Raw genomic sequence first — 13,101 nt, 5'->3', positions numbered from 1 at the left:
ATGGAAGAAATCCTCCGTCTCGCCCACGTCCTTGGTGCCGCGGTGCTGTTCGGCACGGGAGCCGGCATCGCCTTTTTCATGGCCGTGGCCCACCGCACCCGCGATCCCGCGACCATCGCCCATGTCGCCGGCACGGTGGTCGTCGCCGACACGGTGTTCACCGCCACTGCGGTCATCCTGCAGCCGATCACTGGCGCCTGGCTCGCACACGAGGTCGGCTGGCCGCTGACAGAGAGCTGGATAGCCCTGTCGCTTGCGCTCTACGCCCTCACCGGTCTGTTCTGGTTGCCTGTGGTGTTCATCCAGATCAAGCTGCGCAACCTCGCGCGCGATGCCGCCGCCAGGGGCAAGCGCCTGCCCGACAGCTACTTCAGGCTCTACCGCCTCTGGTTCGCCTGCGGTTTCCCGGCCTTCTTCAGTGTCATCGCCATCTTCTGGCTGATGCTGACCCGGCCGGCGATCGAGCTGTTCTGACTATTTCAGCATCGGCCACAGCGTGGCTGCCAACAGCACGCCCATGGCGATGTTGAACCATTTCAGCCGCACCGGGTCAGCAAGGAAACCGCGCAGCGCCATGCCGAATCCGGCCCAGCACGACACGCTCGGCACGTTGACCACGGCAAAGGCGCCCGAAATGATCAGCACCGACAGGAACGGCGCTTCGGTGCTGGTGTAAAGCGCCATCGCGGTGACGGCCATCACCCAGGCCTTCGGGTTGATCCACTGGAAGGCGGACGCTTCGAGAAAGGTCATCGGCTGGCCCTTGCTTTCGCCATCCTTGCCGAGCGAGCGCGACATGGCGATGCGCCAGGCGAGATAGAGCAGATAGGCCCCGCCGGCGATCTTGAGCACCAGGTGCAGCGCCGGAAATGCCGTCAGCACCGCGCCCAGCCCGAAGCCGACGCCAAGCAGCAGCGACAGGAAACCGAAGCCAATGCCCAGCATATGCGGGATCGTGCGCACGAAACCAAAATTAACGCCCGAGGCCAAAAGCATGAAATTGTTCGGTCCCGGCGTGATCGAGGTCACGAACGCATAGACCAGCAGTGCAAGGAATGCGTCGTAGGTCATCGATCCCTCCCGTCGGGCAATTTTATGTCAGTATTACTGACCTTATTTGAAAGATTCGACAACGAACCAGCGACGCTCAAGCGCTAAGCCAGATGCATAAACGCCTCAATGGCTGCTGGCTCAATCGCCGCCACCACAGCCGCCACCGTCGCCATCTCCGGCGCTGGCACCGCCGCCGCAGCCACTGTCACCGGCTTTGGAGCGTCTCCGGCGTCGCTTTTCCGGCAGGAGCGAAATCGAGCCGATCACGCCGACCACGCAGAGCCCCACGGCCAGCGCACCGCCGATCAGCCCGGTGCTCCAGAGCAGTGAAACCGTAATCACGATCAGTGCCAAGGCGATCCCGAAGGTAATCTCCGCCGCAGGCAGGACTGCGGATCCGAGGCCAAGCGCCCCGGCAACAAGCGGCCGCGCAGCATCCACTCCAGCCACAAAGCCGCATCAGGGGTCTCGCCAAACTCCTCGGTCAGCAATTCGAGGGTCCTGGCATAGGCTTCGCGCAGCGGCCCCTGGCTCTCGTCCGCTCCTCTGCTCGGAAAATGATGCACCTCCTGCCCTAGCGTCTCGTCGCAGAAGCGTTTCCAGTAGTCCTTGGTGTAGATCAGATGCAGGTGCCAGACCTTGTCGACGTCGGGCGACGGGCTGAGCATGTCATCGGAAATGCAGACCATATAGATGAAGCGGCGGTACTGATCGATGGCCGCCTTCGTCCGCTCGGGCGTCCAGCCATTCTCCCGTGCCAGCCGCACCGAAAACGGAGCTTCGGCTTGCGGATCGTCGAAGTCGAAGCCGGCTATCTTGTTCCAGAGGTCGTTGTCGGTCAGGTCGTTCATCTTGAGGCCGCGAAGTTGAGCTTGAACGTCCGGACCCCACACTGCCCGGACGTTGCTGCAATCACCCTCAGCAACCGGAGGCTGCCAACGACTGGCCCCGCCACAACGATCGCTTGGCCAGGGCAGGTAGGGCGTCGGCCGGAACCGCGCCCTGCCCTCACATCCCCTGCGGGCCGCGGTTCATTGCCGCCACGCCGGTACGGCAGACCTCGACCAGGCCGAGCGGCTTCATGATGGCGATGAACTGCTCGATCTTCGATACCTTGCCGGTCAGTTCGAAGATGAAATGCTCGGTGTTGGCGTCGATCACCTTGGCGCGGAAGGCGTCGGCCAGGCGCAGCGCCTCGACGCGGGCGTCACCGGTGCCCGACACCTTGACCAGCGCCAGCTCGCGTTCCAATGCGCCGCCGGTGCCCAGTTCCTGCGCCGTAACCGTCAGGTCGACGACGCGGTGCACCGGCACGATGCGCTCGAGCTGGTGCTTGATCTGCTCGAGCACATGCGGCGTGCCGCGCGTGACGATGGTGATGCGCGACAGGTGCTTCTCATGTTCGGTTTCGGAGACAGTGAGGCTTTCGATGTTGTAGCCGCGGCCGGAAAACAGGCCGATGACCCGGGCAAGCACGCCCGGTTCGTTGTCGACCAGCACCGATAGCGTGTGGGTTTCCGGCTTCTCGGTTTCCTTGGCGATGAAATAGGCCGAACCGGTGGGCTGTAGCTGTGCGTTCATAAGATGAATCTCGATCTCAGGCGTTTGCGCCAACTCGTTGATTGTGCGGCCCTCCCCGAAGGCCGCACGCGGTCCGTCACACCAGTTCGCGGCCCTTGGCGTCGATGGCGTTGGCCACAGCCTCGTCGGTCGCCTCGTCCGGCAGCAGCATCTCGTTATGCGCCTTGCCCGACGGGATCATCGGGAAGCAGTTGGCGAGCGTTGCCACGCGGCAATCGAAGATCACCGCCTTCTTCACCGAGATCATCTCCTTGATCGCGTCGTCGAGCTCGTCGGGCTTGTCGCAACGAATGCCGTGGCCGCCATAGGCTTCCGCCAGCTTGACGAAGTCGGGCATCGCCTCGGTGTAGGAGTGCGACAGACGATTGCCGTGCAGCAGCTGTTGCCACTGGCGCACCATGCCCATGTAGGAATTGTTGAGGATGAACACCTTGATCGGCGCATTGTACTGAAGGGCGGCGCTCATCTCCTGGATGCACATCTGCACCGACGCGTCGCCGGCGATGTCGATGACAAGCGATTCAGGATGCGCGATCTGCACGCCGAGCGCGGCCGGCAGGCCGTAGCCCATCGTGCCCAGGCCGCCCGACGTCATCCAGCGGTTCGGCTTTTCGAAGCCGTAATGCTGGGCCGCCCACATCTGGTGCTGGCCGACCTCTGTCGTGATGTAGGTGTCGAGGTGCTTGGTGTTCTCGTAGAGCCGCTGGATCGCGTATTGCGGCATGATCACGTCGCTGTTGTGCTTGTATGCGTAGCTGTCGCGGGCGCGCCATTTGGCGATCTGCTCCCACCACGGATACAGCGTCTTCTTGTCCGCCTTGGCGGTCGCCCGCCACAGCCGCACCATGTCTTCCAGCACGCGGCCGACATCGCCCAGGATCGGCACGTCGGCACGCACGTTCTTGTTGATCGACGACGGGTCGATATCGATGTGGATCTTCTTCGAGTTCGGCGAGAACGCATTGAGGCGACCGGTGATGCGGTCGTCGAAACGCGCACCGATGCAGACCATGACGTCGCAGTCATGCATCGCCATGTTTGCTTCGTAGCTGCCGTGCATGCCCAGCATGCCGAGCCAGTTCTTGCCCGATGCCGGATAGGCGCCCAGGCCCATCAGCGTCGAGGTGATCGGGAAGCCGGTGAGATCGACCAGCTCGCGCAGCAGATGGCTGGCTTCCGCGCCGGAATTCACCACGCCGCCGCCGGAATAGATGATCGGCCGCTTGGCGGTGGCCATCAGGGCAACGGCTTCCTTGACCTTCTCCAGGTCACCCTGGACCTTGGGCTGGTAGGAGGTGCGCGGCGCAGTCTGCGGCGGTGTGTAGGTGCCCCGGGCAAACTGCACGTCCTTGGGGATGTCGACGACGACCGGGCCGGGACGGCCGGTGGTGGCGACATGGAAGGCCTCGTGCAGGATGCGGGCCAGTTCGTTGACGTCCTTCACCAGCCAGTTGTGCTTGGTGCACGGCCGGGTAATGCCGACGGTGTCGCATTCCTGGAAGGCGTCGGAGCCGATCAGCGAGGTCGGCACCTGGCCGGTGATGCAGACCAGCGGGATCGAATCCATCAGCGCGTCCTGCAGCGGCGTCACTGCATTGGTGGCGCCCGGCCCCGAGGTCACCAGCATCACCCCGGCCTTGCCGGTCGAGCGCGCATAACCTTCGGCGGCATGGCCCGCGCCTTGCTCGTGGCGCACCAATATATGCTGGACATCGTCCTGCTGGAACAGCTCGTCATAGATCGGAAGGACGGCGCCGCCGGGATAGCCGAAGAGGTGCTTGACGCCATTGTCCTTCAGCGCCTGCACCACCATCTCGGCGCCGGTCATTTCGCGTCGTCCGCTGTCACTATGTCCGCTCATCGGTCCGTCCCGTCTTTCCTTCGCCGTTTTTCGGCGGTTGCTGCTCGTTTAGTCCTGTTTCGGGCAATAAAAAAGGCCCCCGAGGGAGCCTTCACATTTGCGCATGGGGGGATTTCGCCCGGCGGTCACACCGCCTTGCCCACGCGCCTTCCTACTACGAGAATGAGTGTCTTGTTCATGGGCGCGGACGTTAGTGCGCGACACCGCGCCCTGTCAACCGGGCGGGACAACTTTTTCCGCAGCGTCACCCGCCCCCTCGGAAATTCCAATTCGACCGTTTCGTTTAACGATCGCTACACCATCAACCATCACCCCACCTTAACTGCGCAGCGCTATTCTCTTGGCCAGATTTGGGGGAATTACTGCGATGTACTTCGAACGTCAGGCCGAGGGCGGAGAAACCACCTCGCAAGAGCGGCGCGACCCGAAACAGGACGACGCCCGCATCCTTGGCCATGTCGTGCAGTGCGATGGTGCCCGCGCGGTCATCAGCGCCTATGCAGAGGGAGCCTCGGCCGCAGTCGGCCTGTGGACCGTCGGCCGCATGATCTGCATCAATCTCGGCGAAACCCGCACCATCGGCCTGGTCTATTCCATCGCCAAGTCCGACCGCTCGTGGAGCAGCGAAGGCGACAACCCCATCGAGGTTAATGTCGAGCTGATCGGAGAGGTTCGTGACGTGGGCACCGACAAGTACCCGGTGTTCGACCGCGGCATCACCGCCTATCCCTATATCGGCGCCATCGCCCATCGCATACGCAGCCGCGACCTGCAGGCGGTCTACGACCTTGCCGGACGCCGCACCGTCACCATCGGTCAGCTTTCCCAGGACGATGCTATCGACGCCTGTATCGCGATCGACGAGACCCTTGCCCGCCATTTCGCCGTCGTCGGCACGACAGGCGTCGGCAAATCGACTGCCGTCTCGCTCCTGCTGCGCAAGGCGATTTCGGCACGGCCCGATTTGCGCGTCCTGATCATGGACCCGCACAACGAGTTCGCTGCATCGCTGCCGGAGCACTGCGTCAAGGTCGACACCAATTCGCTCGACCTGCCCTTCTGGCTGTTCCGCCTCGAGGAGTTCTCGGAAGTGCTGTTTCGCGGCCGCGAGACCGACGCCGACGAGATCGACGTGCTGCGCGACCTCATTCCCGTCGCCAAGAACCTCTACCGCAGTCCCCAAGGCGGCGCCTTCCTGCGCCGTGGCGTCGACGCGCTGACCGCGGACACGCCCGTGCCCTACCGCATCGCAGACCTGATCAAGCAGATCGACGAACGCATGGGCCTGCTCGAATCGAAGAACGAGCGCCCGATCCTGAAGTCGCTGCGCACCCGCATCGAGTCGGCGCTGGCCGATCCGCGCTACCGCTTCATGTTCCATTCCAGGCTGATCGAGGACACCATCCACGAGACCATCGGCAACATCTTCCGCGTGCCGACGCATGGCCGTCCGGTCACCTGCTTCGAAATGGCAGGCATGCCGTCGGAAGTCGTCAATTCGGTCTGTTCGGTGCTCGCCCGCCTCGCTTTCGACCTTGCGCTGTGGAGCGAAGGGCGCCTCAAGCTGCTGCTGCTGTGCGAAGAAGCCCATCGCTACATGCCCGCCGACCACAGGCTCGGCTTTGCGCCGACGCGCCACGCGCTGTCGCGCATCGCCAAGGAGGGCCGCAAATATGGCTGCTACCTCGGCGTCGTCACCCAGCGCCCGGGCGAACTTGACCCCACAATCCTGTCGCAATGCTCGACCGTTTTCGCCATGCGCCTCGCCAACGAACAGGACCAGGCGATCATCCGCTCGGCCATCGCCGATTCCTCCGCCTCGACACTCTCCTTCCTGTCGTCGATGGGCCAGCGTGAGGCCATCGCCTTTGGCGAAGGCGTCGCCACCACAATGCGCCTGAAGTTCGAAAAGCTTTCGGACGAACTTATCCCCGGCACCGGCAAGCGTGCCGCCGAGGCGCCGACGAGCAGCGGCGACGACGTCGATCTGGCCGCCGTCGTCGAGCGCCTGCGCAACGTGCCAAAACCGCAAGCAACGGCACTCGGCTTCGCCGAAGTCGTCGACGTCCAGCGCCAGGCAGGCGACAGCGACTACCGCAAACCGGCAGCGCCGAGGCCGCAGCCGGACGACGATTTCGATACCCGCTTCGGCCTGCGCCCCTCGACCTTCGGCGGCCGTCCGCCACAGGACTGAACGGGCTCAAGAATGGCTGTTCAAGTTCAGATTCCCGAACCGTCCAGCTGTTCCTCGTCATCGCCTTCCCAGGGCGTCGGCATTTCAGGGGAATTCTTGCTCAGATTGGCTGTAGGAAGCGGCATCCAGCATTTCAGTTCCGGATCAGCATAGCCGATGATGCAGCCCGGGTAGGAATCGCCGGCGCGCCAGCCTTCGATGCCGAATGCGTCGGGCCGGGCCCAGTAGGCCACGTCGACCTCCGCCGGTCCCTGTTCGGAAGGCCGCACGGTGACCAGAATCCGGCTGCCGTCCTTTGGCGCGCTCGCCATGTTCCGCCACCGGTCTGAATCGTCCATTCGTCGTCCTCCTCTGCCCTGATGCGGCCGCAGCCATTCAGACGGCGGCAGGATCAGTGTTGCGTCGTTCGACGAGGACGTCCAGCGGCAAGTTAGAGCCAAGGTCTATGGCAGATGAATTCCGTCGCCCTGGCGCAGTCGCCATCCGGCGCTGAGCCATGACATCTGCCGCCGCAGCCGCGACCATGAGAGCCGGCATACCGTGGAGAAAAGCGCATGGCCGAATGGACGCTTTCCGAATCGGTCTCGACCAGCGCCGGCCGTATCAGCGCCGGCCGCGCCGGCGATGGCCCCGACCTCGTGCTCGCGCATGGCTGGCCTTGGTCGTCCTTCTCCTGGCACCGGGTCATCCCTGATCTGGCGCGGCGATACCGGGTGCACTGGTACGACATGCCAGGCTACGGGCAATCGGACAAGGTCGCCACGCAGCGGACTTCGCTCGATGTCCAGGGTGAGATTTTCGCCGAGATGCTTGCCCACTGGCAACTCGTGCGCCCCTCGGTCATTGCCCACGACTTCGGTGGTGCCACCACCTTGCGAGCGCACCTTCTGCTTGGCTGCGACTACGACCGCTACGTCCTGATGAACGTTGTGGCGATGCGCCCCTGGGGCTCGGCATTCTTCGATCACATGGGCAAGCACGTCGAGGCCTTCCAGGGTCTGCCGACCCACATCCACCGGGCGCTTGTGGAGGCCTACATCAGGGGCGCCCTGGTCGGCACGGTCGCAGATGACGACATCCGCGGCCTGGTCGAGCCATGGCTAACGGACGACGGATCTGCCAGCTTTTACAGGCAGTTTGCCCAGGCCGACGAGCGTTACACGGCAGAGGTCGAGCCCCTGTTTGGAAATGTGCGCTGCCCGGTGCAGATCATCTGGGGAGAAGACGATCCCTGGATCCCGCTTGAGCGGGCGAAGGCCCTTCACGCGCTTATGCCGCAGGCAGGTTTCGAAACGATTCCCTATATTGGCCACATGCCACAGCTGGAAGCGCCCAAACGTTTCTTGGCCAGCCTGGAGGACTTTCTCTAACGGCTCCGCAGTGCCTATTGCTATCGGGGAATTCGTCAGGTCGTGCCGAATGGCGTGGGTTTCGAGAACCGGAGCGGAGCGGACACCAAGTCCGTGAGCACGGGAAGCGGAGAAAACCGCGTCAGGCGGCCGGCATCACGAATTCAGCGATAGGAATTCACGCGCAGACGCGGTTGCGGCCCTGCCGCTTGGCTTCGTAGAGTTGTTTGTCGGCGCGGCGATAGAACTCTTCGGCCGTTTCCTCGCGGTCCCACAAGGCGAGGCCGAAGCTCGAGGTGACGTTGAGGTGCGCGCCGCCAGCCTCGATCGCCATGCCGGCGATCGCCTTGCGCATGCGCTCGGCGAAGCGCTGCAGAAGCTCGATGTCCATGTTGGGCGCGACGATGGCGAATTCCTCGCCGCCCAGCCGCGCCACCACGTCGTGATATCTCGTCATGCTCTTGAGGCACTTGGCGACAGAGCGCAGAACCTCGTCGCCGGCGTCGTGCCCATAGGTGTCGTTGACCTGCTTGAAGTGGTCGAGATCAAGGATCATCAGCCCGACAGGCCTGTCGATGCGGCCAAACTCGCCGAGATATTCCCGCAATGCATCGTCGAAATAGCGCCGGTTCTGCATGCCTGTCAGACCGTCGGTGAGTGCCGCCTGTTCAAGCGTGCGCGACCGCTCGCTCAGCGACGCCGTCATCTGGCGCAGCTCGCCGCCTTCCTTCACCTGCGTGCGGATCTGCGGAAAAATGAAGAACACGCCGTAGACAAGCGTACCGCTCAAAAGCAGTGCGATCATGAACAGCAGCCGCTCGACGGCCTCGACGCTCTGCACCCAGCCGGGCGTGTAAAGCGCCTCCGCGGCCCCCTGCACCTGGCCCCAGGCGTAGAAAATCCCCAGCGCTGCCGACAAAATCAGCGCACTGAAGATGAAAAACGCGGTTTCAGCCCGGTGAAAGCGCATGATGATCCTAGTGGAACCCCTGCGCGGGTTATGTCATGGCTGCGCCTTACGGACGGTTAATCCCTGCCGCCACTTCCGATGCATCGGCGCCTCCGGACGTCCGTCCGGCCTCGCCGCCGATGCGTTGCCACTCCGGCCCGAACTGGTTGCGGAACCACGTCGATTGCCGCTTCGAATATTGGCGCGTGGCGATCTTGGCACGTTCGATCGCCTCGTCGAAGCTCATCTCGCCGGCTATGGCCGCCGCCAGTTCGCGCACACCGATCGCCTTCATCGCCGGCAATTCGGGCGCAAGCCGCATCGCCATGATTTCCTTGACCTCGTCCAGCGCGCCGCCCTCGATCATCCTGTCGAAACGCTGGTCGATGCGCTTGATCAGAAGGTCCCGTTCCGGCGCGATGACGATGAAGCGCGCCGTGGCGAAGTCGATCAGCGGATGGCCCTTGTCGGCCTGCCATTTCAGGATCGAGCGGCCCGACGCCTCCAGCACCTCCAGCGCGCGCACGATCCGCTGGCCGTCGCTGGCTTTCAGCCGCATCGCCACCTCGCTGTCGACGTGCATCAGCACGCGATGCAGCCGCGGCGCGCCTTCCTCGTTGAGACGCCAGCGCCAGCGATCCCTGATCTCGGCTGGGATTTCGGGCATCTCCGAAATACCCTCGGCGAGCCCCCGAAAATAAAGCCCGGTGCCGCCGACGAACACAGGCGGCTTTTCGGCAAACAGTCCGCTGTCGGCCAGCACGGCGACGTCGCGCAGCCAGTTGCCGGTCGAATAGGCTGTCGCCGGCGAGACATGGCCGTAGAGGAAGTGGCGCACGCGTGTCAGATCGTCGGCGCTCGGGCGCGCCGTCAGCACGTCGAGCACGCCATAGACCTGCATCGAATCGGCATTGACGATGACGCCGCCGTCACGCTCGGCGAGTTCGAGCGCCAACGCCGACTTGCCGCTGGCGGTCGGCCCGGCTATCAGGGTCGCGTTCTTGATGCGCCCCTCGCTAGTCCCGGAATTTTTGATGCCGCTGATCGCCACGCTGATTTCCCATCCGGACCGCGCTCTGCTGGCTCCGTCCCTTGCCGATAAGGCCTCTCGCGCCCTGGGCGCAAGCGCCATTGTGTGGCTGGCCGAGGCCGTTGCCTGCGACGTCGCCCTGCCAGCGGGACTTTCGGCCGACGATGCCCTTGCGTCGCTTGCCGCCGCCCTCTCCGGCGAAGCCATCGATTTTGCCATCCAGGATAACGCGACACGTAGGAAAAAGATCCTCATCGCCGACATGGATTCGACGATGATCGACCAGGAATGCATCGACGAGCTCGCCGACGAGATCGGCGTCAAGGATCGTGTCGCCGACATCACCGCGCGCTCGATGAATGGCGAGATCGCCTTCGAGCCGGCGCTGCGCGAGCGTGTCGCGCTGCTTGCCGGTCTCGACGCCGCAGTCATCGACCGCATCATCGACACCAGGCTGACACTCACCTCCGGCGGCAAGACGCTGGTCGCCACCATGAAGGCGCATGGTGCCTATACCGCCCTCGTCTCCGGCGGCTTCGACGTCTTCACCTCGCGCATCGCCGCCAAGCTCGGCTTCGACGAAAACCGCGCCAACCACCTGATCGAGGCCGACGGCAAGCTCACCGGAAAGGTTTCCGAGCCGATCCTCGGCCGCGCCGCCAAGGCCGCTGCGCTCAACGAGATTTCTACCCGCCTCAGCCTCACCCCGACCGACGCGATGGCCGTCGGTGATGGCGCCAACGATCTCGACATGATCCGCCTCGCCGGCTCGGGCGTTGCTCTTCATGCCAAGCCGTCGGTGGCCGCCCAAGCCAAGATCCGCATCGACAATTCCGATCTTACCGCCCTGCTCTACCTCCAGGGCTACAGCGCGCGCGAATTCGCGCGATGAAGGAGATTCGTACTGAGCGTTTGATCCTGCGCAACTGGGAAGAGCGCGACCGTGCCCTCTTCCACCGCATCAACTCCGACGACTTGGTGATGGAGTTCTTCGGCATGCGCCGCAGCCGCGCAGAGAGCGACGGGTTGCTGGACAAGCTGCGCGCCGGCATCGACAGCGACGGCTTTGGCTTCGCCGCCGCCGAAATTGCCGGAACAGGCGAATGCATCGGCTTCGTCGGCCTGCTGCGCACCGACCTCGAACCGTTCATCCCCAAGGGCACGCTCGAAATCGGCTGGCGTCTTGCACCAGAGTTCTGGGGCAAGGGCTATGTCACCGAGGCGGCGGATGCCTGGCTCGATTTTGCTTTCGAGGCGATCGGCGACGATGAAGTCGTCTCGTTCGCCGTCTGGAACAATAATCGCTCGACGGCGGTCATGCAGCGCCTCGGAATGCGGGCGGAGCCGTCGCGCAATTTCGACCACCCGCGCGTTCCCGACGCCCATCCAGAGCTCAAGCGCCACGTCTTCTACAGCCTCAAGCGGAACCAGTGGCAAGAACGGAAAAAGGCGGCCAACTAGCCGCCTTTTCCTTGTCTTTCAGGGGTTTGCCTGAATCTCCTGACTCAATCCATCCGGATCGTCACGAAGCGCAGTTCACCCGTCTTGGACGCCAGCATCAGCAGCGCGTTCTTGCGACCCTGCTCCTTGAGCGCGGCGATCCGGTCGGTCACTTCCTTCGGCGTCGACACCGATTCCTGAGCGATCTCGGTGATCACCTCGCCGGCGACGATTCCGCGCTCTGCGGCAGCTGAATCCTTGGCAACGGCAGTGACCACCGCGCCTGACACCTCGGCAGCGATGCCGAACTTGGCACGCGCGTCGCTGTCGAGTTCGCCGATGGTCATGCCGAGCACGCTTGCCGTGGCGACCTCGGCACCCTTGTCGGCGCCCTCTTCCGGCTTGGCGGCCTCGCCTTCAGCCAGCTTCTCGCCGTCCTCGAGCCGACCGAGCGTCACCTTGACGGTCTGCTCGACGCCCTTGCGCACGATCACCACGTCAACGGCCTTGCCGACGGGGCTTTCGGCGACGACGCGCGGCAGGTCGCGCATTTCGACGACGTCCCTGCCGTCGAACTTGATCACCACGTCGCCGGGCAGGATCTGGCCCTTGTCGACCGGTCCGCCCTTGATGATGCCGGCAATCAGCGCGCCCTTGGCGGTGGCCATGCCCAGGCTCTCGGCAATGTCGTCGGTGACAGGCTGGATGCGCACGCCGAGCCAGCCGCGACGGGTTTCGCCGAACTCGGCGAGTTGGTTGACAACGCCGACCGCGATCTCGGCCGGGATCGAGAAACCAATGCCGATCGAACCGCCCGAGGGCGAGATGATCGCCGTGTTGATGCCGATGACCTCGCCATCCATGTTGAACAGCGGCCCGCCCGAATTGCCGCGGTTGATCGCAGCGTCGGTCTGGATGAAGTCGTCATAGGGGCCGGAATTGATGTCGCGGTTACGCGCCGAAATGATGCCGACGGTGACCGTGCCGCCAAGCCCGAACGGGTTGCCGATCGCCATCACCCAGTCGCCGATGCGCATCTTGTCGGAATCGCCGAACTTCACTGCGGTCAGCTTCTTGGCCTTCGGGTCGATCTTCAGCACCGCAATGTCGGTCTTGGTGTCGGTGCCGACCAGCTCGGCCTTCAGCTTCGAGCCGTCGGAGAAATTGACCTCGATCTCGTCGGCGTCGGCGATGACGTGGTTGTTGGTGACGACGATGCCCTTTTCGGCATCGATGACGAAGCCGGAGCCGAGCGACTGCACCTTCTGCGAGCCGCCATTGTTCTGGCCTTCGCGGTTCTTGAAGAACTCGTCGAAGAAATCCTGGAACGGCGAGCCCTCGGGAAGCTGCGGCATCGGAACCGCGTTCTCGTCCTCACCGCCCTCGCTGCCCTTGACGGTCTGCGACGTCGAGATGTTGACAACCGCGCCCAGCAGGCCCTCGGCGAGGTTGGCGACCGACTCCGGTCCTTGCGCCAGCGCCGGCGTCACGAAGGACGGGGCGACGGAGGCGCCGATCATCAGCGCCGTGGTGGCGGCCAGAGAGGCCTTTCGCATGGCGCGCAAAAGGGGCGTGGAAATCATAGGGAAGCCTCCCGGGGCTGTCATGGCATAGATCGCGCCCGGGCCGTCCGGACGCGAAGCG

General features: G+C 64.0%; 14 protein-coding genes. 5 read left to right on the top strand and 9 right to left on the bottom strand.

Features of this window, described 5'->3' with window-relative positions:
* Entirely contained in the window at nucleotides 1-474 is a 474-nt protein-coding gene (locus H5P29_RS15005) for a DUF2269 domain-containing protein (RefSeq protein ID WP_154386655.1), read from the top strand.
* Here H5P29_RS15005 and H5P29_RS15000 read toward each other — a convergent pair whose 3' ends face one another.
* From H5P29_RS15000 to H5P29_RS14980, 5 genes are all read right to left on the bottom strand, one after another.
* Complete coding sequence (locus H5P29_RS15000) at nucleotides 475-1,071, bottom strand: LysE family translocator (RefSeq protein ID WP_067960553.1); 597 nt, start codon at nucleotides 1,069-1,071, stop codon at nucleotides 475-477.
* 120 nt (nucleotides 1,072-1,191) lie between these two features.
* Entirely contained in the window at nucleotides 1,192-1,407 is a 216-nt protein-coding gene (locus H5P29_RS14995) for a hypothetical protein (protein ID WP_210252528.1), read from the bottom strand.
* Nucleotides 1,398-1,904, bottom strand: a complete 507-nt coding sequence (locus H5P29_RS14990; protein WP_154386656.1) for a hypothetical protein — start codon at nucleotides 1,902-1,904, stop codon at nucleotides 1,398-1,400. Before H5P29_RS14990 ends, H5P29_RS14995 begins: the two co-directional genes overlap by 10 nt.
* Before the next feature lie 157 nt (nucleotides 1,905-2,061).
* Nucleotides 2,062-2,634: an acetolactate synthase small subunit gene (gene ilvN / locus H5P29_RS14985; protein ID WP_067960547.1), complete on the bottom strand. Its 573-nt coding sequence runs from the start codon at nucleotides 2,632-2,634 to the stop codon at nucleotides 2,062-2,064.
* A 76-nt stretch (nucleotides 2,635-2,710) separates the two neighbouring features.
* The gene (locus tag H5P29_RS14980) at nucleotides 2,711-4,462 is read right to left on the bottom strand and encodes an acetolactate synthase 3 large subunit (RefSeq protein ID WP_067960544.1); all 1,752 of its coding nucleotides are present in this window, start codon (nucleotides 4,460-4,462) and stop codon (nucleotides 2,711-2,713) included.
* 400 nt (nucleotides 4,463-4,862) lie between these two features.
* On the opposite strand from H5P29_RS14980, the gene H5P29_RS14975 reads away from it, so the two are divergent.
* Entirely contained in the window at nucleotides 4,863-6,689 is a 1,827-nt protein-coding gene (locus tag H5P29_RS14975) for an ATP-binding protein (protein WP_067960541.1), read from the top strand.
* A gap of 26 nt (nucleotides 6,690-6,715) precedes the next feature.
* On the opposite strand, the gene H5P29_RS14970 is transcribed toward H5P29_RS14975, so the two are convergent.
* Nucleotides 6,716-7,027 (bottom strand): hypothetical protein, encoded by a 312-nt coding sequence (locus H5P29_RS14970; protein ID WP_067960538.1) that lies wholly within the window; start codon nucleotides 7,025-7,027, stop codon nucleotides 6,716-6,718.
* 216 nt (nucleotides 7,028-7,243) lie between these two features.
* Here H5P29_RS14970 and H5P29_RS14965 point away from each other — a divergent pair, with 216 nt between their 5' ends.
* Nucleotides 7,244-8,059 (top strand): alpha/beta fold hydrolase, encoded by an 816-nt coding sequence (locus H5P29_RS14965; RefSeq protein ID WP_154386657.1) that lies wholly within the window; start codon nucleotides 7,244-7,246, stop codon nucleotides 8,057-8,059.
* 157 nt (nucleotides 8,060-8,216) lie between these two features.
* Here the strand turns inward: H5P29_RS14965 and H5P29_RS14960 are convergent, their stop codons facing one another.
* Nucleotides 8,217-9,008, bottom strand: a complete 792-nt coding sequence (locus H5P29_RS14960) for a GGDEF domain-containing protein (RefSeq protein ID WP_154386658.1) — start codon at nucleotides 9,006-9,008, stop codon at nucleotides 8,217-8,219.
* Nucleotides 9,009-9,054: 46 nt separating this feature from the next.
* Entirely contained in the window at nucleotides 9,055-10,032 is a 978-nt protein-coding gene (gene miaA / locus H5P29_RS14955) for a tRNA (adenosine(37)-N6)-dimethylallyltransferase MiaA (protein WP_185910400.1), read from the bottom strand.
* On the opposite strand from miaA, the gene serB reads away from it, so the two are divergent.
* Nucleotides 10,022-10,909, top strand: coding sequence for a phosphoserine phosphatase SerB (serB, locus tag H5P29_RS14950; protein ID WP_154386660.1), 888 nt, complete (start codon nucleotides 10,022-10,024; stop codon nucleotides 10,907-10,909). The genes miaA and serB overlap by 11 nt on opposite strands.
* A complete protein-coding gene (locus H5P29_RS14945) occupies nucleotides 10,906-11,478 on the top strand; it encodes a GNAT family N-acetyltransferase (protein ID WP_154386661.1) in 573 nt (190 codons plus the stop codon). The genes serB and H5P29_RS14945 overlap by 4 nt, the downstream gene beginning before the upstream one ends.
* A 44-nt stretch (nucleotides 11,479-11,522) precedes the next feature.
* Here the strand turns inward: H5P29_RS14945 and H5P29_RS14940 are convergent, their stop codons facing one another.
* Nucleotides 11,523-13,040, bottom strand: a complete 1,518-nt coding sequence (locus H5P29_RS14940; RefSeq protein ID WP_067960527.1) for a DegQ family serine endoprotease — start codon at nucleotides 13,038-13,040, stop codon at nucleotides 11,523-11,525.
* Between the last annotated feature and the right edge of the window lie 61 nt (nucleotides 13,041-13,101).

The sequence above is a fragment of the Aminobacter sp. MDW-2 genome (assembly GCF_014250155.1).
In the GTDB taxonomy this organism is placed as follows: Bacteria; Pseudomonadota; Alphaproteobacteria; order Rhizobiales; family Rhizobiaceae; genus Aminobacter; species Aminobacter ciceronei.
Note: the sequence above shows the minus strand (reverse complement) of the source record. Positions and strands in the feature narration are given on the sequence as shown.